The sequence below is a fragment of the Mesorhizobium sp. GW821-FHT04C10 genome, assembly GCF_059420305.1.
On sequence record NZ_JBWKTL010000001.1, the window covers coordinates 575,291 to 594,994 of the forward strand.

General features: G+C 64.6%; 20 protein-coding genes. 9 read left to right on the top strand and 11 right to left on the bottom strand.

The genetic code is table 11. The features are described from left to right. Nucleotides 1–8 precede the first annotated feature (8 nt). The 6 genes from AC07UC_RS02640 to AC07UC_RS02665 all read left to right on the top strand — a co-directional run bounded on the left by AC07UC_RS02640 (nucleotide 9) and on the right by AC07UC_RS02665 (nucleotide 3,543). Nucleotides 9–764 carry a COG4280 domain-containing protein gene (locus AC07UC_RS02640; protein ID WP_140770446.1) on the top strand — a complete coding sequence of 252 codons (756 nt, stop codon included), beginning with the start codon at nucleotides 9–11 and terminating at the stop codon, nucleotides 762–764. Beyond that, a complete protein-coding gene (locus tag AC07UC_RS02645) occupies nucleotides 761–976 on the top strand; it encodes a hypothetical protein (protein ID WP_202324979.1) in 216 nt (71 codons plus the stop codon). The genes AC07UC_RS02640 and AC07UC_RS02645 overlap by 4 nt, the downstream gene beginning before the upstream one ends. A gap of 11 nt (nucleotides 977–987) precedes the next feature. Further along, nucleotides 988–1,119 (top strand): hypothetical protein, encoded by a 132-nt coding sequence (locus AC07UC_RS02650; protein WP_494903855.1) that lies wholly within the window; start codon nucleotides 988–990, stop codon nucleotides 1,117–1,119. Nucleotides 1,120–1,305: 186 nt separating this feature from the next. After that, the gene (locus AC07UC_RS02655; RefSeq protein ID WP_494903857.1) at nucleotides 1,306–2,115 is read left to right on the top strand and encodes a transporter substrate-binding domain-containing protein; all 810 of its coding nucleotides are present in this window, start codon (nucleotides 1,306–1,308) and stop codon (nucleotides 2,113–2,115) included. A gap of 66 nt (nucleotides 2,116–2,181) precedes the next feature. Then, nucleotides 2,182–2,847 carry an amino acid ABC transporter permease gene (locus AC07UC_RS02660; protein WP_202324980.1) on the top strand — a complete coding sequence of 222 codons (666 nt, stop codon included), beginning with the start codon at nucleotides 2,182–2,184 and terminating at the stop codon, nucleotides 2,845–2,847. A gap of 3 nt (nucleotides 2,848–2,850) precedes the next feature. Beyond that, entirely contained in the window at nucleotides 2,851–3,543 is a 693-nt protein-coding gene (locus tag AC07UC_RS02665) for an amino acid ABC transporter permease (protein ID WP_494903859.1), read from the top strand. Between the two features lie 9 nt (nucleotides 3,544–3,552). Here the strand turns inward: AC07UC_RS02665 and AC07UC_RS02670 are convergent, their stop codons facing one another. The 11 genes from AC07UC_RS02670 to AC07UC_RS02720 form a co-directional block, all read right to left on the bottom strand. After that, the gene (locus AC07UC_RS02670; RefSeq protein WP_494903861.1) at nucleotides 3,553–4,434 is read right to left on the bottom strand and encodes an SMP-30/gluconolactonase/LRE family protein; all 882 of its coding nucleotides are present in this window, start codon (nucleotides 4,432–4,434) and stop codon (nucleotides 3,553–3,555) included. A gap of 2 nt (nucleotides 4,435–4,436) precedes the next feature. Next, on the bottom strand, nucleotides 4,437–5,405 hold the full coding sequence (locus AC07UC_RS02675; RefSeq protein ID WP_494903863.1) for an ABC transporter permease: 969 nt from the start codon (nucleotides 5,403–5,405) through the stop codon (nucleotides 4,437–4,439). After that, complete coding sequence (locus AC07UC_RS02680; RefSeq protein ID WP_494903865.1) at nucleotides 5,402–6,400, bottom strand: ABC transporter permease; 999 nt, start codon at nucleotides 6,398–6,400, stop codon at nucleotides 5,402–5,404. The genes AC07UC_RS02675 and AC07UC_RS02680 overlap by 4 nt, the downstream gene beginning before the upstream one ends. Before the next feature lie 33 nt (nucleotides 6,401–6,433). Continuing rightward, entirely contained in the window at nucleotides 6,434–7,936 is a 1,503-nt protein-coding gene (locus tag AC07UC_RS02685; RefSeq protein ID WP_494903867.1) for a sugar ABC transporter ATP-binding protein, read from the bottom strand. A 68-nt stretch (nucleotides 7,937–8,004) separates the two neighbouring features. Beyond that, entirely contained in the window at nucleotides 8,005–9,072 is a 1,068-nt protein-coding gene (locus AC07UC_RS02690; protein WP_140770469.1) for a substrate-binding domain-containing protein, read from the bottom strand. A 66-nt stretch (nucleotides 9,073–9,138) separates the two neighbouring features. Then, nucleotides 9,139–10,203 carry a substrate-binding domain-containing protein gene (locus AC07UC_RS02695; RefSeq protein ID WP_244735276.1) on the bottom strand — a complete coding sequence of 355 codons (1,065 nt, stop codon included), beginning with the start codon at nucleotides 10,201–10,203 and terminating at the stop codon, nucleotides 9,139–9,141. Between the two features lie 262 nt (nucleotides 10,204–10,465). Further along, complete coding sequence (locus AC07UC_RS02700; RefSeq protein WP_056568764.1) at nucleotides 10,466–11,236, bottom strand: GntR family transcriptional regulator; 771 nt, start codon at nucleotides 11,234–11,236, stop codon at nucleotides 10,466–10,468. 183 nt (nucleotides 11,237–11,419) lie between these two features. Next, the gene (locus AC07UC_RS02705) at nucleotides 11,420–12,151 is read right to left on the bottom strand and encodes an E3 binding domain-containing protein (RefSeq protein WP_494903870.1); all 732 of its coding nucleotides are present in this window, start codon (nucleotides 12,149–12,151) and stop codon (nucleotides 11,420–11,422) included. Beyond that, nucleotides 12,148–13,158 (bottom strand): C-terminal binding protein, encoded by a 1,011-nt coding sequence (locus AC07UC_RS02710; RefSeq protein WP_494903872.1) that lies wholly within the window; start codon nucleotides 13,156–13,158, stop codon nucleotides 12,148–12,150. The genes AC07UC_RS02705 and AC07UC_RS02710 overlap by 4 nt, the downstream gene beginning before the upstream one ends. A 34-nt stretch (nucleotides 13,159–13,192) precedes the next feature. After that, nucleotides 13,193–15,586, bottom strand: a complete 2,394-nt coding sequence (locus AC07UC_RS02715) for a thiamine pyrophosphate-dependent enzyme (protein ID WP_494903874.1) — start codon at nucleotides 15,584–15,586, stop codon at nucleotides 13,193–13,195. Between the two features lie 138 nt (nucleotides 15,587–15,724). Then, entirely contained in the window at nucleotides 15,725–16,945 is a 1,221-nt protein-coding gene (locus AC07UC_RS02720; protein ID WP_494903876.1) for a mandelate racemase/muconate lactonizing enzyme family protein, read from the bottom strand. A gap of 117 nt (nucleotides 16,946–17,062) precedes the next feature. Between AC07UC_RS02720 and AC07UC_RS02725 the strand changes: the two genes are divergently transcribed. Genes AC07UC_RS02725 through AC07UC_RS02735 form a run of 3 tightly spaced genes read left to right on the top strand, consistent with a single transcriptional unit; the run spans nucleotide 17,063 to nucleotide 19,696 of the window. Beyond that, a complete protein-coding gene (locus tag AC07UC_RS02725) occupies nucleotides 17,063–17,857 on the top strand; it encodes an SDR family NAD(P)-dependent oxidoreductase (RefSeq protein WP_202324988.1) in 795 nt (264 codons plus the stop codon). A 4-nt stretch (nucleotides 17,858–17,861) separates the two neighbouring features. After that, nucleotides 17,862–18,710 carry a transketolase gene (locus AC07UC_RS02730; RefSeq protein ID WP_494903878.1) on the top strand — a complete coding sequence of 283 codons (849 nt, stop codon included), beginning with the start codon at nucleotides 17,862–17,864 and terminating at the stop codon, nucleotides 18,708–18,710. After that, a complete protein-coding gene (locus AC07UC_RS02735; RefSeq protein ID WP_494903880.1) occupies nucleotides 18,707–19,696 on the top strand; it encodes a transketolase family protein in 990 nt (329 codons plus the stop codon). Before AC07UC_RS02730 ends, AC07UC_RS02735 begins: the two co-directional genes overlap by 4 nt. The last annotated feature ends 8 nt before the right edge of the window (nucleotides 19,697–19,704 follow it).

Consider the following 19,704-nt stretch of genomic DNA (forward strand, 5'->3'; position numbering starts at 1 on the left):
AAGCCTTGATGCAGACGCTGACACCCATACTCTCGACAGTCACGGCGGCATTTCTCGCCTCCTTCGTCGAGGTCGTCGAAGCCTTCACCATCGTGCTTGCGGTCGGCGTGACGCGCAGCTGGCGCCCGGCATTGACCGGTGCCGCCCTGGCGCTGGCTGTGCTGGCGGCCCTGGTGCTGACGTTCGGACCGCTGCTGGCGCTGGTGCCCATCACCACACTGCAGTTCGTCGTCGGCGTCCTGCTCATCCTGTTCGGCATGCGCTGGCTGCGAAAGGCCATCCTGCGCAGCGTCGGCGTCATCGCCCTGCATGACGAGGCGGCGGCCTTCTCCAAGGAGACCGCCGTCCTGCACCAGCAGGCCAACGACCGCCGTGCCGACTACCTCGCCGGACTGGCCTCGTTCAAGGCGGTGCTGCTCGAGGGTGTCGAGGTGGTGTTCATCGTCATTGCCGTCGGCGCGGCTCACGGGCAAACGCTTTACGCCAGCCTGGGCGCGCTGGCGGCCTTCGTCCTGGTGATGCTTGTCGGCCTGGCGGTCCACAGGCCGCTGGCGCGTGTGCCGGAGAATGCGCTGAAATTCGTGGTCGGGCTGATGCTGACCAGCTTCGGCATCTTCTGGACCGGCGAGGGCATCGGTGCCGACTGGCCGGGCGCCGATCTCGCCCTGCTCGCCATCTTCGCCATCGTCGCGCTGGCGTCCTTTGCCATGGTGCGCTGGCTGCGCAGCACCTATCCCGCGGCCGCTGGAGGGCTCGCCCGATGAATGCCATTCGTCTTGTCGCCAGGGAATTCTTCGGCATGTTCGTCGATGACGGCAATCTGGCGCTGCTGGCGCTGGTGCTGGTGGCCGCCGTCGTGGCGGCGGTGAAGCTGCTGGCATTGCCGCCGCTCATCGGCGGCGCGCTGCTGCTGGTCGGCTGTCTCGCCATCCTGTTGCAAAGCGTTCGCCGCGCGGCACGCCAGACCGGTCGATAACGGCGGCGACCATGCGGCTCGATGCCTTGCAGGCATCAGCCGCTCACGTGATCAAGATGATCGGCAGCCGTGCCCAACAGGCGCGCCGCGAGAGGCTCGTCTCCGCAGGCACGGGCATTGAGGCGATGGAAAAGGTCGCCTGAACGCTCATGGACAGACCAATAACATTATAATAGCATACCATTATAACTCGCAGAGGAACGCTGCGTCCCCGGTTTGCAAGGGATGTCGGCGGGCGAGATCGATCTGTTTCAAATCCTTGGGCGGCGAGTGCGCCCCGCTCGAACGATATCTACGCAAGGCGCCAGAAAAATGCATGGGAGGAAAACATGCGGACTTTCCTGAGAGGGGCCGGTGCCTTGCTGGCCGGCATCGTGCTGGCGATTGCGGCGCTGTTGCCGTCGATCGCTTCGGCGCAGTCGGTCGAGGATATTATCGCGCGCGGCAAACTGGTCGTCGCCATCGACACCACGACACCGCCCTACGGCTTTCTCGACGCCAATCTGAAGCCAACCGGCTTCGACGTCGAGGTCGCCAACAAGATGGGCGAGGCGCTCGGCGTGCCGGTTGAATTCGTCACCGTCACCTCACCCGGCCGCATCCCGGCCTTGCTGACCAAGCAGGTCGACGCGGTGATCTCGATCTTCTCGATCACCCCGGCGCGCGCCATACAGATCGACTATTCGATCCCCTATGCCGGCCAGTCGGCGGTGGTGATCGCCCCGAAAAGCACCAGCATCAAGGGTGTCGCCGATCTGGTCGGCAAAAAGGTCGGCCTGACGCGCGGCACCGGCGAGGACGGATTGCTGACCAAGGCCGCCGAAGCCAATCCCGGCATCGAGATCCTGCGCTTCGACGACTATTCCTCGCTGCTGCAAGCGATGGTGTCGGGCCAGATCGATGCCATGGGCGGTGGCGACTATGGCGAAATCTATCTGAAGAAGGCGCAGAATGGTGACGCCTTCGAGCAGAAATACGTGCTGAAGACCTTCTATTTCGGCATCGGGGTCGCCAAGGGCAACGACAATCTGCGGCAGTGGATCAACACCTGGCTGTTCACCATGAAGACGGACGGCACGCTCGACGCGCTATCCATGAAATACCGCAACCAGCCGCTGCCGATCTTGCCGGTTTTCTGATTTACACATCCGCAGTCGGGCGGGGCCAAGTCGGCCCCGCTTCCTTGACCTCGTGACGGGATGCTCATGCAAACCGCCCTGCAATTCGGCCCGATCCTTGTCCATCTCGACCTGCTGCTGCGCGGCCTGGAAAAAACCATCCAGCTGGCGGCGCTGTCGATCCTGTTCGGCACCGCCATCGGCGTGCTCGGTGCCGTCGGCCGCAGCTTCGGGCCGCGCTTTGTGTCGTGGCTCATCGCTGCCTATGTCGAGCTGATCCGCAACACGCCGCTTCTGATCCAACTCTATTTCGTCTTCTTCTCGCTGCCGCTGTTCGGCTTCAAGCTGTCGAGCAACACGGCCGCCGTCGTGGCGCTGTCGATCCATCTCGGCGCCTATGCGACCGAAATATTGCGCGCCGGCATCGAGGCCATCCCCGAGGGGCAGATCGAGGCGGCCAAGTCGCTCGGCCTCAGCCGCTACCGCATCATCCGCCATGTCGTGCTGGTGCCGGCGGCGCGCGCGGTCTACCCGTCGTTGTCGGCGCAGTTCATCCTGCAGATCATGGGGACGTCGATTGTCGGTGCGATCGCGGCGGAAGAGCTGACGGCGGTCGCCAACAATCTGGTCATGCAGACTTTTCGCAGCTTCGAGGTCTACATCATCATCGCCATCATCTATTTCGTGCTGGTGCAGGCCGCCAGCCTGCTCTTCGCCGGCATCGGCAAGCTCATGTTCCGCTGGAAGGTCTGAATCATGAGCCTGCGTGACTTCGGCCCCAATGAACTGATGTTCCTTCTGCTCGCGACGCGCTGGACGATCCTTCTGGCGCTGATCGCCTTTGCCGGCGGCGGCCTGATCGGCCTCGTGGTCGCCGCGATCCGGGTGGCGCCGGCGCGGCCGCTGCGCTGGCTGGCTGCCGGCTACATCCAGTTCTTCATGGGCACGCCGATCCTGATCCAGCTGTTCATGGCCTATTACGGGTCTTCGTTCCTCGGCTACAGGCCGGACCCGTGGGCAGCCGCGGCGGTGACGTTCTCGCTCAATGGCGGCGCCTTCTTCGGCGAGATCTTTCGCGGCGCCATCGAGGCCATCCCCAAGGGGCAATGGGAAGCGGCGACGGCGCTCGGCTTCCGCTTTGTCAGGACATTGCGGCTGGTGATCATTCCCCAGGCAATACGGCTGATGTTGCCGCCGACGGTCGGCTTCATGGTGCAGATCGTCAAGACGACGTCGATCGCCTCGCTGATCGGGCTGACCGAGCTCGCCCGCGCCGCCACGCAGGTCAACACCGTGACTTTCCAGCCGGTATTGGTGTTCGGCACGGTGTCGATCATCTACTTCGCGCTGTGCTGGCCGCTATCGCTCTATGCGAGCTATCTCGAGCGTCGTTTCGCTACCGGAATGACAAGGAAGGCCGAGACACCGCTGGTGATGTCGGCAGCTTGAATGTGGACGTCAGCCCTTGAAGGCCGGCAGTGTCAGGCCCTTGACGCCGACATCGAGCGCGAACAATCCGCCCGGGTTCTTCTGGCCTATGAAGTGGCTGTCGGGGCGTTTCAGCACGGCTGAGGTGACATAGAGGATGTCGAGGTCCTTGCCGCCGAACTCGCAGCAGGTCGGCAGGTCGGTCGGCAGCAGCACCGTCTGCATCAGCCGGCCGTCGGGGTCGTAGCGGCAGATCTTGCTGGTCACCGGAATGGTCACCCAGTAGCAGCCTTCGGCGTCGACCGTGGCGCCGTCGGCGACGCCACCGGTCACCGTCATGTCGATGAAGGTGCGGCGGTTCTCGATGTCGCCGGTGGCGGGATCGAAATCATAGGCCCACACCGCGCCGGCATGGCTGTCGGAGAAATACATGGTCTTCGAATCCGGGCTCCAGGCAAGCCCGTTGGAGCAGCCGATGCCGTCGATCATCTTGTGCACGGAGAGGTCTGGATCGAGCCTGTAGAGCGCGCCGATGAATTCGATCGGCTGGCCCGGCACCTCGAACATCGAGCCCGACCAGAAGCGGCCCTGGCGGTCCGGCTTGCCGTCATTGAAGCGGGTCTTCGGCATATGGGATTCCGGATCGACGATCGCTTCGAACGTGCCGGCCACCGGGTCGAAGAAATGAAAACCGTCGGTCATGGTCAGCACTAGGCCGCCCTTCTCGCGCAGGCCGAGGCAGCCGAGATATTCCGGAGTCTCGAAGGTCTCGTCCTTGCCGGTCGATGGATCGTAGCGATGGATCAGCTTCTTCCAGATGTCGATCCACCACAGCACGCCCGCCTGGGGGTCCCAGAGCGTCCCTTCGCCGAGCTCGGCCCTGGCGTCGACGACACAAGAAATTTCGACCATGGTCAGCCCTCTTTTCTGCGCAGCCGGCCGCCGAGACCGGAGAAGGTTTCGCTGCCGATCGACACGGTGAGCAGGATCACCGCGCCGTATACGATGAGCAGCGCGCCGCTCGACAGGTTCAGCGCCGGCAGCAGCCCGGTGAGGATGGTGAGCACCATGGCGCCGGCGACGGTGCCGAGATAGTGACCGCTGCCACCGAGGATCGAGGCGCCGCCGATGGCGACCGCGGCTATGGACGTGAACAGATAGGCGTCACCCATGCCGAGATAGGCCTGGCCGGAATAACCGGTCAAAAGCATGCCGGCGAAGGCGGCGGTGAGGCCTGAGATGACATAGGTGAGGATGGTGGTGCGCGCCGTCGGCACGCCGGAGAATTCCGCGACCGTGGCGCTGGTGCCCAAGGCATAGAGATGGCGGCCGAACGCCGCCTTGGAGAGCAGCAGCGTCGCAACCAGCGTCAATGCCAGCCAGATCAATGCAATGACCGGAAAGCCGCCGATGCGGCCGACCGAGAGGAACTGGATCAGGGCTGGCGCCGAGGGTGTTGGCGAACCGCCGGTCAGCACCAGGATCAGGCCTTGCAGGATGACGTTGGTGGCCAGCGTCATGATGATCGGCGGCACGCCGAACTGGGCGACGCCGAGGCCGTTTATCAAGCCGATGAACGCGCCGCCGCCAAGCAGCAGCGGCATCACCCAGACCAGCGGCAGGTCCTGGCCGCCGCATAGCAGCGCCATGATGATGGCGGCCGAGTTGAGCACCCAGGGTACCGACAGGTCGATGCCGCCGCCGATGATGACGAAGGTCTGGCCGAGCGCGACGATGCCGACGAAGGCGGCAAGCACGACAGTCGAGCGCATGTTGGAGATCGACAGGAAGCCCGGCGAAAACAGCGCCGTGACCAGGAGCAGCACGACCATGCCGGCATAAGCGAGCACGATCAGGCGGTTACGGGCAAGGAAAGCGCTCATTGGACGCGGCTCCTCGCGGCTTTTTCGGCGACGGAACTGGCGAGCACCGAGAGCAGCAGGATGACGCCCGACGCGACCGGTTGCCAGTAGCTCGACACATGCAGGACGAAGACCAGATTGCCGATCAGGGTCAGCACGAAGGCGCCGATCAGCGTGCCGGCGAGATGCCCCCGGCCGCCGAACAGGCTGACGCCGCCGATGACCGCCGCCGCCACCGACGGCAGGATGTAGTCCTTGCCGATGGTCGGCGAGCCGGCACCGGTCTGCGTCACCAGGAACAGCGCCGCGCCGGCCGCGAACAGGCCCGACAGGCCATAGGTGACGAGGTTGACCCTTGTGATCGAGACGCCTGACAAGAAGGCCGATTTCTCGTTGGATCCGGTCGCCTGGATGGCGATGCCGACGCGCGTCGCGCGAAACCACCACCAGAACACGAGCAGCGCCAATAGCATCCAGACAGGGCTTGTCAGGCCGATGAGCTGTGCGGACGCGAAGCCGACCCACCACGAGGGAATGCTGCCGCCATCGGTCGGCAGTACGATCATGGCGACGCCGTTGAGGATCGACCAGGTGGCGAGTGTCACCAGGAAGGGCTGCAGCCTGAGCAGCGAGATCAGCAGGCCGTTGAGCGCGCCGATGACGAAGCCGAGCGCCAGGATGATCAGCGCCCAAAGTGCCGTGGTCGACGGATCGTCGGTGAAGCGCGTTGCCGCGATCACCGTGCCGAGGCTGATCATGCCGCCGATCGACAGATCGATGCCACCACGCACCAGCACGATGGTCTGGCCGGTGGCCGCGAGCATCAGCGTCATTGCCGCCGCCGTGTCGAGGTTGAGCTCATCTAGCGAAAAGACACCCGACTGCAGGCTGCCGTAAATGCCGACAATCAAGGCCAGCATCAGGCAGGCGACCAGGAACGGCGCGCGGTCGAGCAACCGGCCGCGCCAGTCGATGCCGGGCCTGGCAGGTTTGATCTCAGCTGGCCTTTGCGCCATCTCCATAGGGTGCTCCGCGGACATCACCATGCCTCAGGCCGCCCTGGTTTCAAGCATGGCGGCGCGCAAAATCTGCTCTTCCGAGATCTGGTCCCCCTCCAGCGTCGCGGCGATGCGACCGTTGCGCATGACTAGCACGCGGTCGGCGACATGGACGAGTTCCGGCATGTCGCTGGAATGGAACAGGATCGCGTAGCCCTTGGCCGCGAGGTCGCGCATCAGCTGGAAGATCTCGCCCTTGGTGCCGACATCGACGCCGCGCGTCGGATCGTAAAGCAACAGCACGCGCGCCTGCGTGAGCAGCATCTTGCCGAAGATCACCTTCTGCTGGTTGCCGCCGGACAAGGTGCCGGCAAGCTGCTCCGGCGTGCCAGCCTTGATGCGCAGGAAATCGACCATTTCCTTGACCAGGGCGGCTTCCTTTTGCCGGCTGAGCAAGCCGTTCTCGGTAAAGCGCCTGATCACAGACAGTGTCAGATTTTCGCGAACGCTCTTGGTCAGGAGCAGGCCCTGCCCGCGCCGGTCCTCCGGCACCAGCGCGATGCCGTCCTTGCCGGTCAGCGCCTGGCGTGGATTGCCAATCGAGGCGGGCTTGCCCCAAAGCTCGACCGTGCCGCTCGCTCTTGAGGCTCCGAACAGTGCCTGGAACAGCTCGCGTTGCCCGTGGCCCTGCAAGCCACCCACGCCGAGGACTTCGCCCTCACGCAATGCGAAATCGACTCCGGAAAGCCGCCCGCCACTGGAGAAATTCCCGACCTTCAGCGCAATACGGTCGGTGGCGGTGGCAATGCGCTCGGGATAGAGCCGGTCGAGATGCCGGCCGATCATCTGGGTGACGATCTCGTTGTCGGAGACGGCATTGGCCTCATGCGCGGCCACGGTGCTGCCATTGCGGAAGATGGTCAGCCGGTCGGCGATGGCGCGCACCTCGGCCATGCGATGCGAAATGAAGATGACCAGCCGGCCTTCGGCGGCCAGTTGCCGGGTGAGCTTCAGCAGCCATTCGGCTTCACGAGCCGGCAAGGCCGAGGTCGCCTCGTCGAGGATCAGGATGCGCGGGGCCTTGGCCAGGCCCTTGGCGATCTCGACGATCTGCCGTTCGGCCAGCGTCAGCCGCCGCAATTCCTGGTCGGGGCGGAGCGCCGGGAAGTTGTATTTTTCCAGCAGTGCCAGCGTCTTGCGGCGCATCTCCGCGCGGTTGACCGTGCGGAGCAGCGTCCTTGGCTCGTGGCGGAACCAGATGTTCTGTTCCACGCTGAGATCGGGGATCAGCGACAATTCCTGGAAGACGGCGGCAATGCCAAGCGCCTGCGCGGCATCCGGATCGGCGGGACGATAATCCTGGCCATCGACCAGGATCGAGCCGCCATCGTGCCGTACGGCGCCCGACAGGATCTGGATGAAGGTGCTTTTGCCCGCGCCATTCTCGCCGAGCAGCGCGTGCACCTCGCCCGCGCGGGCGCTGAATGTCGCCTCGCTCAGCGCGACGATGCCGCCATAGCGTTTGGACAGGCCGTTGACGGTGACGAGGTCCATGAATGCGCCTTCGAAAAGCTCTCCCGACATCTTGCGATGCCGGGAGACAGGGTCGTGGTCACGGGATGTTACTTGGTGCCGGCAGCTTCCGCAGCGGTGATCTCGACCCAGTCGGGCGTGATCGGCAACGTCAGGCCGGGCGCCTGGTCGGGGAACGCATTTTCGCCAATCGCGATCTTGATCATCTTGGTGCCCGGATAGAGCTTGGACTCGAAGGGATCGGTGGTGACGAAGTCGCCCTTGACCGAGACGGAGCGCTCGGCCGGCTTCTTGCCGGTGTCGAGAATATCGACCGCCAGTTTGATCGCTTCCGACGATAGATAGGCCGGGTTGGAGCCGAGGATGCACTTGGCGCCTTGCGTCTGCGCGCAGGTGACGGCGGCGACATTGTAGGAGAAGCCGACGACCGGGACGATCGGCCGCCCCGCATCCTTCAACGCCTGGATGGCGCCGGAGCCATAGCCTTGCGTCATGATGCCGTCGATCTTCGGATTGGCGGCAAGCAGGGCCGCGACACCGGACTGTTCCGGCCCAAGCGCATAATTGCCGTTGTAATAGCCGACGACCTTGATATCGGGATATTTGGCCAGAACCTTCTCATAGCCCTGCTGCAGCTGCGCCGAGATAGGCGCACCGGCGAGACCGCGGTCGAGGATGATGTTGCCCTTGCCGCCAAGCTGCGTTGCCATCCACTCGGCCATGACCGAAGGGATGCGGTCCCAGTCGGAAGCGACCGCGAGCGCGCAGGGCTCGGTGACCACCTGGTCGAAGGAGATGACGACGATGCCGGCGTCGCAGGCCTTCTTGATGGTCGGGTTCAAGGCCGAGTCCGAACCTGCGTCTACGAGGATAGCATCCGGCTTCTGGCGGATGATGTTGTTCAGCGAATTGATCTGCGCCTGAACGGTGTTCTCGACATTCTCGATCTTGAGGTCGACGCGACCCTTGAGCGGCCCCTTGTTGACCGACACGGTGGCGACACGCTCCATCTGCTGGCGCCAATCATTGCCGACGAAATTGTTCGAGAGATAGATGGTGTAGGGCTTCTTGTCCTCGGCGTGGCCGGCCTGTGTGCCCGCAGCCATCATGGTGACGGCAAGCGCTGCAAGGCCGATGTTACGGCTTGGTGATTTCATGATTTTCTCCTCCCATTTTTCGTTGCGAAATCGCGACGCCTGAAGTGGCGCCTTGCATCCACCAAATCAGGTTCCCGAAGCCTCCTTGGGCGTGATCTCGACCCAGCTCGGCGACACCGGCAGGGAAAGTCCCGGCGCCAGATCCGGAAATACGGTCTTGCCTAGCTCGATCTTCACCGCCGAGGAATTCGGGGCGTATTTGGCATCGACCATATCCGTGGTCAGGCCGGGTGAGTTGAACAGTACGGTGGTGTCGGCCGGCTTCTTGCCGGTGTCGAGAATGTCGACCGCGAGCTTGATCGCCTCGGCCGACAGCGAGGGCGGATTGGCACCCAGCCAGCATTTGGCGCCCTTGGTCTGCGCGCACGTCACGCCGGTACCGTTGAAGGCGGCGGCGACGATCGGCACCATCGGCCGGTCGGCATTCTGCAGCGCCTTGATCGCACCGGTGCCGTAGCCCTGCGAGAAGATGCCGTCGACTTCCGGATGGGCGGCGAGCAGGCTGGCGACGCCCTCCTGTTCGGGCCCCGCGGCATAATTGCCGTTGAAATAGCCGACGATCTCGATGCCGGGATACTTCTTCAGCACCGCACCAAAATTCTTCTCGAACTGTTCCGAGATCGGCGCGCCGGCGAGGCCGCGATCCATGAGAACCTTGCCCTTGCCGCCGAGGATGGAGGCCATCCATTCGGCCTGGTTGTTGGCCATGATATCGAAATCGGAATGCAGCTTGTAAGCGCATTCGGCCGAAACGGTCTGGTCGAAGCTGACGACGATGATGCCGGCGTCGCAGGCCTTCTTGATGGTCGGATTGAGCGCCTCGGCCGAGGACGCATCGATGAGGATGGCGGCTGGTTTCTGGCGGATAATGTTGTTCAGCGAATTGATCTGCGCCTGAACGGTGTTCTCGGCGTTTTCGATCTTGAGGTCGACGCGGCCCTTCAACGGCCCCTTGTCGACGGCGACATTGGCGACGCGCTCCATCTGCTGGCGCCAGTCATTGCCAACGAAATTGTTCGAGAGATAGATGACGTAAGGCTTTTGGGTTGCGGTATGGCCGGGCATAGCGCCCATCGAGACTGCGAACCCGGCCAGCGCCACGAAGCAGGCGCTCAAGCTCCTCAATTTCATGGTCTTCCTCCCAGTGTTTCCTGTCCAGCCGGTGATGGACTGCGCCATCTTGATCGGATGAAGATGAAAAATTGATACCGGTACCAATTGCGAATGTCAATTTGACCGGACTTCCCCGAGGCTGCGTCCGCGAGCCGAATTCGCCAGATTTCCTCCCTTGCGACTTCTCCCGTGGCCGGCACTTCAGCCTAGCTATCATGCTATTATAATTTTATGAGCCTGTCTATGCGACCTCGGCAGAAAATACGGCCTCCGGCGCGCTTCAGGACAGGTCGTTGGGCGCGTCGTAGGTGATGCTGAAAATGTCGGCGGGATGGCGGGCAACGGAGAATTCGATGCTGCGCTGGTCCGCCGACTGGTAGAGCATCTCCACCGTCAGCACCGGGCTGCCGAGCGTGATGCCGAGGTCGGCGGCAACCACCTCGTCGGCGATCTCGGCGCGCACCGTGACATGCGCCACGTCGAGCCGCAGGCCGAGATGTTTCTGCACCGAACGGAAGATCAGCACGTCGGAAAAGTCTTCCCGCTTCAGGCGCGCGCCGATGTCGGGCGGGAAATAGGTGGTGATCTGCGCCTTGCGCTGTTCGCCGATCGACAGCACGCTGCGCAGGCAGTAGCCCGCCTCGTCCTTGCCCATGCCGAAATGGCGCTGGAGCACGGGGGAAACCTCCTTGCGATAGGATTTCACCGTCAGTTGAGCATCCTTGGTGAAGGCCGCCATGTCGGCAAAGTTCTTGAACTTCCAGCTCAGATTGACCGACGGATTGCGGGCCGCGACCACGGCTGGCTTGGCTGAGCGTTTCCGGATCAGTCCGTCGGCCTCGAGATCGCGCAGCGCCTGGCGAACCGTGATCAGGCTGACGCCGAAATGCTCGGCAATGGTCGCTTCCTTCGGCAGTTCGCCACCGACCGGGAAGGTGCCGTTGCCGATCGGTTCGCGCAATATGTCGGCAAGCTGGCGGTAAAGCGGCCCATTGGCGCGGCCGAGTGTCCGCCTGGGAAGACTGTCGATGGTGGGAGCGGAATGATCCATGAGCCTCGTCGCGCCTAGAGCGTTTCACCGTTTCACGGAAACGGCGAACCGCTCTATCTCTTGTTTGACGCAATTCCGGACGGAAAACCGCTTCGCACTTTTCCTGGAATTGCTCTAATGTCGAAGCTTTTATAATAGCTTCCTCACCCGGAGGCTAGGCAAGGCTGTTGACGATCAACCGTCTCAGACGAAGAGCCGAAGCGGCTGTTCGATCGCCGATTTCAAGGTCGCGAGCCACGTGGATGCAGTGGCCTCATCAACGCTTGCCGCATCCACCGTCAGCAGGCATTCGGCATGATCGCTCGCCGCCGTGCTGAGCGAGACGGTGAGGCGCATGGCGCGGCCGGCCAGGAGCGGTATCATCACCGGCCGGACGTCGCTCGCCGGGAGCAACCGCAAGGACAGAGCCGCCGCTTTGTCCGCGTCGTCACGGCTGCCGGCCAAGGCGGCGAGCCGCGTCGCGCGCAGCGATGACAGCGGCATCTCGGGGGCCACGGGGAATACCGCCTGCCGGCCAGCCAACTCCAGCGCCACGGCCGTATCGCCGACACCGCGGGCGTCCGGTATTTCAAGAAATGCTCGACCGGCGGCGCGCAGCAGCACGTCGTCGACATCGAATGCCCGTCCCGAATTCCCAAGTGCCGCCAGCAGGTCTTGCAGGGCGCCGAGTGCAATGGAGGTTGCGAAAGCGGCGATGCGGAGCGCGGCGATTGGAGGCGCTGCCACGGGCGCGGCGACCTCGGGCGAAGCGGCCTGTGCGTCAGCCGAAACAAAGCGCAAAACGTCGGCGGCCAGGATGCGCCCGCCCGGGCCGCTGCCGCGGAGCGTTTCCAGCGACAGGCTTCGCTCGCGCGCCAGCCGGCGGGCATAGGGCGAAACAGCCAGACGTCCGGATTGCGCCACCGCGATGTTCATTTCAGATACTCTGAATTCACGCAGTTGGTCAGCCGTCCCTCGCCGAGATAGGCGTGCACCACCTCGATCGATTTCAGCCGAAGGTCGCGCATCGATGCCGGACTGTAGAAGGCGGCATGCGGAGTGACGACGAGGCGATTGGCGATCCACGCTTCGCGGCGACGCCAGGCCGCCAGCAGCGGATGGTCGAGATCGCCGGGTTCGTTCGGCAAGACGTCCAGTCCCGCGCCGGCGACGGCGCCCTTGCGCATGGCGGCTTCCAGCGCGTCGAGATCGACGATCGGGCCGCGCGCCGTGTTGACCAGGACAAGACCGGGCTTGGCGGCGGCGAAGGCGGCCGCGCCGAGCAGCTTGCGGGTTTCCTCGCTCAGCGGCGCGTGGACGCTCACCACATCCGCGCGCGCCATCAGTTCGGCCAGCGAATGGACCCGCTCGTAACCGGTCGAGAGGTCCACGCCGGACAGAAGATGCGGATCGTAGAACACAACCTTCATGTCGAAGGCCGCGGCGCGGCGCGCGGTGGCGAGCCCGATGCGGCCGAGACCGGCGATGCCGAAGGTGGCAGCCTTGTGCCGGCGCACCAGCGGCGCCTTGGAGAAATGCCAGCCTTCGGCGCCATTGCCGGCAAGCTCGGCGCCATAGGCAGAGGTACCGCGCGTCAGCGCCAGCATCAGGCCAATGGCGTGGTCGGCGACTTCGGTCGTGCCATAGTCCGGCACATTGCAGGCCGGAATCTTGCGCGCGCCCCAACCCACCGTGTCGATGTTGTCGAAGCCGACGCCGGATCGCACCGCGATGCGCGCCCTGGGAAAGGCCGATGGCGCGGCGGCGACATTGTGGATCGGCGAATAGTTGATGACCGCGTCGACCGTCTGGCAGACGGCCGGATCCAGCGTGGCCGCCTTGTCGTTGGTCGAGCGGGCGAGGATGAACTCGATGTCGGGATAATGCTCGCGCTCGAGTTCGGCTTCGTCGGCGGCTTGCCAGTTGGCGCACAGGATCTTCATGCTTGCCCTTCGGATTTCATGTCTGGGTAGAGGTTTATTTCTTGATGCCACCGATGCGGCCGCCCATCGGCACCACGGCGCCGACCGGCTGATCGATCGCGGCAAGCGTTCCGCTAATCGGCGCCTCGATCTCGACCACGGCCTTGTCCGTCTCGATCTCGGCGATCAGTTCGCCCTCCTTGACCGTTTCGCCAACCGCCTTCAGCCATTTGATGACCGTGCCCTCGCTGACGGTGAGGTCGCCGAACGGCATCGTTATCGGTTCATCGCCGCCGGGGGCAGCGGGCGTCGGGGTCGGTAGCGCGGGCGATGCGGCCTTGACCGGGGCAGGCGCGGATCTGGCCGGCGCAGTGCTCTTCAAGCCGACAGTGTACCAATGATCGGGCACCGGCGGATTGCCTGCGATGACATCACGTGCGCCCTGGACGATGCGGGCGCTGTCGACCAGCATGGCGCGCTCCAGCACCGGGGCGAAGGGGTGCGAGGTCGGCGCGGTGTGCAGCCGTCCCGGCGGGGCGTCGAGTTCGTCGAAGGCCAATTCGTTGATCGCCTGGGCGATCTCGCCGCCAAGGCCGCACATGGCCCAGGCTTCGTCGACGATGAGCAGGCGATGGGTCTTCCTGACGCTGGCGACGATCGCGTCGATATCGAGCGGCATGATGGTGCGCGGGTCGATCACTTCGGCCTCTATGCCTTCGGCGGCCAGCGCTTCCGCCGCCTCGAGCGCGCGCTGCACCATCTGGCCGGCGGCAACGATGGTGATGTCGGTGCCGGCCCGGGCGATGCGCGCGACGCCGAACGGGACAAAGTGCTCGCCGACCGGCACCTCGCCCTTTGAGGCGAACAGCGCCTTGGGCTCCAGCATGATGACCGGGTCGCCGGCCCTGAGCGCCGTCTTCATCAGACCCTTGGCGTCGGCCGGTGTCGAGGGCACGCAGACGATGAGGCCCGGCATATGGGCGAAGACCGGATGGTAGATGCCGCTGTGATGCGGGCCGGAACTGCGTAGCGCGCCCGCGCCGACGCGCACCACCATCGGCGCGCTCATCACGCCGCTGGTCATGTAGCGCAGCTTCGCCGCCTGCAGGAAAATCTGGCCGGCGGTCTCGAAAGCGAAGTCGGCGAACATCAGGTCCGACACGGTACGCGCGCCGGTGGCCGAGGCGCCGACGGCGGCGGCGGTGAAACCCTGTTCGGAGATCGGCGTGTCGACCATGCGATCGGCGCCGAATTCCTGCCAGAGGTTTTTGGTGTGGGCAAAACTGCCGCCACGCTCGCCGGTGCCTTCGCCGAAATAGAGGATCGCCGGATCGGCGCGCATTTCCTCGGCGATGCCGTCGCGCACCGCTTCCAGCCAGCCTTGCGTGCGGGTCTCGCCGACGGCGCGCCAGGCCAAGGCGGCGGGCGGGTTGATCGGATCGGCAAAGACATGCAGGCGCACCGTCGCCGGATCGGGCTCGGGCGAATTGCGGGCGAAGTTCAGCGCCTCTTCGACCACCTTCTCGATCCGCGCTTCGATGGCCGCGAGCGCCTCGGCATCGGCGATGCCGTAGTCCTCAACCAGTTTCTTGCGGAACATGTCGATCGGATCGCGCTTGATCCAGGCGTCGAGTTCCTCCTGCGTGCGATAAGTGCCGATGACCGGATCGCCTTCGTGATGACCGACCGTGCGGTAGGTCTTGGCCTCGATCAGCGTCGGGCCCTTGCCGGAACGGGCGCGCTCGGTGGCCTCCTTCATCGCCAGCCAGACGGCGAAGACATCATTGCCGTCGACAGCCACACCGGGCATGCCATAGGAAGCGGCCTTGGTGGCGATCTCGGGATTGAGCGTGATCGAGTTGAGCGGCGTCGCCGTGGCGTAGAGATTGTTCTCGCAGATGAAGACAGCCGGCGCCCGCTGCACGGCAGCAAAATTGAGCGCCTCGTGGAAACCGCCATGGTTGGCGGCGCCGTCGCCGAAGAAGGCGACGCCGATATCGTCGCGGCCCTGCTGGCGGGCGCTCATGCCGATGCCGACGGCATGGCCGATGCCGGCGGCGACGATGCCGTTGGTGCCGAACAGGCCGACCGAACGGTCGTAGAGATGCATTGTGCCGCCGCGGCCACCGCAAATGCCGTCGGCTTTGCCGAACAGTTCGGCCATGACGCGGCCGGGATCGGCGCCCTTGGCCAGGGCATGACCATGGCCGCGATGGGTCGATGTGACCCAGTCGGTTGGCCTGAGATGGGCGCAGACGCCGACGCCGGTCGCCTCCTCGCCGATGTAGAGATGCAGGAAGCCAGGTGTTTCGCCCTTGCGGCAAGCGATCTGGGCGATGCTTTCGAAACGGCGCAACAGCACCATGCGTTCGAACAGATCGAGCAGGATCTTCCGGTCGGGGAGGTTTGGCGCACCTCTCGACTCCTCGCGTGCGCGCGCCGCAGACATTGCCACCAAAGCCTCCCTGAATCCATCTGACGCCGGGCGGCAGAGCGCCGGCAGCGGGCTTGTTTGCCGCCCGCTTCTGCGCATCATAGATTATAATAGCATAATGTCTACTGGCTCCAGGCAGAGTCGTGCGGAGCGCTAGATTCTCGTCATGCGCACCGTGGCGTCCGGACGCTGGAACAGCTCCGGGCGCAGGCTGAGACCGAGCCCAGGCCCATCGAGCGGCGCGACATGGCCGTCCTTGACCGGCGGAATGTCGGCGACGATTTCGGTGTACCAGCCGGTGAAATAGGCGCGCACCGCCTCCTGGTAGTTGACGTTCGGCAAGGTGGCCGACAGCGCGCAGCTGGCGGCATAGACGATCGGCCCGGTGCAATCGTGCAAGGTGACGGGCAGTTCACTGGCTTCGGCCATGTTGGCGATCTTGCGCGCTTCGGAGAGGCCGCCGCACCAGGCGAGGTCGATCATGATCACGCTGGCCGCGCGCTTGTCGATCAGCTGCTTGAACACCTGCCGCGAGGCGAGCCGCTCGCTGGCGGCAATGGGAATTGAGGTGTGGCGGGCAAGCTCGGCCATGGCGTCGAGTTCGTTGTAGCGGATCGGTTCCTCCAGCCAGGCGACATCATACGCTTTCAGCGCCTCCGCGATGCGCAGCACGGGCGGCAGGGTCCACAGCCCGTGCAGCTCGACCATGATTTCCATGTCGCGGCCGACAGCGTCGCGGATCTTCTGGAACGGCTCCAGCGCCTTGTCGAGATCGGCAAGCGAAATGCGGGTGCCGTTCGATGCCTCCGCCGCGATGTCGAACGGCCATATCTTCATCGCGCCAATGCCTTCGGATTTCAGGCTCCTGGCGAGATCGCCGGCATTGTAGCGCCAGGCGAGCAGGTCCTCGTACGGGCCCTCGTTCGAATCGCCTGATTTGAGCGACCAGTCCTCGCCGCGCTCGAACAGGGCGTTCTTCTTCGTGGCGCGGACATGTTTGTAGCCGGCGCAAGTGTTGTAGATGGGCACGCTTCTGTGGGTGCGGCCGCCAAGCAGCCGCCAGACCGGTTCGCCGAGCGCCTGGCCATAAATGTCCCAGAGCGCTATGTTGACGGCGGAATTGCCGCGCACCTCGGCCCCGGAATCCCGCGCGCCGACATAGACGCTGCCAAGCGTGCGGTCATGCAACTCGATGTCGCGCGGGTCCTTGCCCAGCAGATAGGCGGCGACATTGTCGTGGATGTAGGACGCGACCGGTCCCGGCGCCCAGAAGGTTTCTCCGGTGCCGATGAGACCGGCATCGGTGTGGACGCGCAGCCAGAACAGGAATGGAAACTCGGCCAGCTGCAGCGTTTCGAGCGCGACGACTTTCATGTTTTCCTCCCATTGCAGCGGACCATGCGGTTGACGGGACAATAGCACATCGCCGTTGACAGCCATTTATGGTACCGGTATCAATTCCGTCAAGATGGCCACCGGGAGGGCGTTCGCTTGCCTGCCAAAGATCAAGACACGACGCGGCGGAGAGCACTGGTCACCGGTGCCGCGGGCGGCCTGGGCCGGGAGGTGGCGATCCAGTTGGCCCGGCGAAACTGTGTCGTCGCGGTCACCGACATCAATGGCGAGGGACTGGCCGAGACCATCAGGCGGATCGGCGACACAGGCTCTGAAAGCGAAAGCATCGTCAGCGATTTCACCAGGGAAGGCGCACCGGAGGCCGCGGTCGAAAAGGTGGTCGCGCGCTGGGGCGGCATCGACATCCTCGTCAACAATGCCGGCTATGGCGTGATCGAGCCATTCCTCGATGCCACCTTCAAGGCCTGGACGCGCACGCTGGCGCTCAACGTCACGGCACTTGCCATGGCCTGCAAGGCGGCGGGGCGGGTGATGCGCGAGCAGCGCTCGGGGCGCATCATCAACATCACCTCGCCAGGCTCGCGCATGGCGCTGCCCGATTACACGGCCTACACGGCGAGCAAGGCCGGCGTCGATTCCATCACCCGGGCCGCGGCCGTAGCGCTGGCCCCCTATGGCGTGCTGGTCAACAGCCTGGCGCCGGGCATGATGGACACCGAGATGCAGCGCTCGACCGAGGTCGATCTCGCCCGCGCCAATGGCCGCAACGATCTGCAGGCCTTCCTCGACGAGCGCACCCGCCGCATCCCGCTCGGCCGCCGCGCCGAAATCTCCGAGGTCGCTGAAGCCGTCGTCTGGCTCTGCCTCGATTCGCCCCGATACATGACCGCCGAGCGGCTCAACATGTCGGGCGGGCTCGACAAGGACTGATCCCATGCTGCGAAACTCCCCTCCCGGCAGCGCCGATATCGGCGCGCTCGAACGCAAGGCGACACGGCTGCGCCGCCACATGCTGGCCATGGCGCGCGGCCAGGGCCAGGGCTATATCGGACAAGGCCTCGGCATCGCCGATGTGCTGGCCGCGCTGTATTTCCACGAACTGCGCTACGATCCGCACAATCTGGCGTGGCCCGACCGCGATCGCTTCCTGCTCTCGACCGGGCATTATTCCATCGCGCTGTGGGCAGCACTGGCCGAGGCCGGCATCATTCCGGTCGACGAATTGACCACCTATGGCGCCGACAACAGCCGGCTGGAAATGTCGACGCTCGACACCACGCCCGGTGTCGAAGTGATCGGCGGCTCGCTCGGCCACGGCCTGGGGCAGGGCGTAGGCCAGGCGCTGGGCCTGCGCGTGGACCGTTCCGACGCACGCGTCTTCGTCGAACTGTCCGATGGCGAGATGCAAGAAGGCTCGACCTGGGAAGCGGCGATGTCGGCCAGCCATTTCAGGCTCGACGGGCTGGTGGCGCTGGTCGACTGCAACGGCATCCAGGCCGACGGCCCGGTGGTGCTCGACATGGAGCCGGTGGCCGACAAATGGCGCGCCTTCGGCTGGCAGACATCGGAGATCGACGGCAACGACATGAGGATGATAGTCGGTGCGCTGGCGGATGCGAGGAACCGCAACGGCAAGCCGAAGGCGATCGTGCTGCGCACGCTTCCGGGCAAGGGCGTGCCGCGCATCGAAACCTCCGAGAAATCGCACTTGTTCCGCATCGACGTGGCGCAATGGGACGGCATCATCGCCGAGTTCGAAAAGACCGTGGGGGCGGCCCAATGAGCGGCGCGGCGACGGAGGCCGGACGTACGCTGGCCATGGGCCAGGATGAAGCGGTCGGCGGTGGCCGGCAGAGTGTCGAGGCACCGTTCGGCAAGGCGTTGGCGCGGCTTGGCCAGAGCCGTCCAGACATTGTCGGACTGACCGCCGATCTCGGCAAATACACGGATATCTTGCCGTTTCGCGACGCCTTCCCGGATCGCTTCTTCAATGTCGGCATGGCCGAGCAGAACCTGGTCGCGGTGGCTGCAGGACTGGCGCGCACCGGCAAGGTGCCGTTCGCCACCACCTATGGCGTCTTCGCGACGCGGCGCGCCTATGATTTCGTCGCCATCGCGCTCGCCCACTCCAACCTCGACGTCAAGATCGTCGCCGGCCTGCCGGGACTGACCACCGGCTATGGCGGCACGCATCAGGCGATCGAGGACCTGGCCTTGATGCGTATGATCCCCGGCCTGACCATCATCGACCCCTGCGACGCGACCGAGATCGAAGCAGCGACCGAGGCGATCGCGGAGCATAGGGGTCCGGTTTACATGCGGCTGTTGCGTGGCAGCGTGCCGGTAGTGTTCGAGCCCGGCTACATCTTCGAGATCGGCAAGGCGCGCCGCCTTCGCCAAGGTTCCGATGTCGGCATCATCTCGACCGGCTTCATGACCGAGCGGGCGCTGGATGCGGCGGATGCGTTGGGTAAACAAGGCATCACGGCCGGCGTGCTGCACGTGCCGACGATCAAGCCGTTCGACGCCGGGGCGGTGGCCGAATTTGCCGCTGGTTTCAACCATATCGTCACGGCGGAAAACCATGTCGTGGTCGGCGGGCTGGCGAGCCTTGTCGTCGAGACCTTGTTCGATGCCGGCATTGCGAAGAAAGTGACGCGCATCGGCCTGCCCGACCGCTATATCGAATGCGGCGCGGTGCCGACCTTGCAGGCGAAATACGGGCTGACGACCGAGGCCATCGTCACAACAATTGCCGTGTTGAACTAGGACTGCCG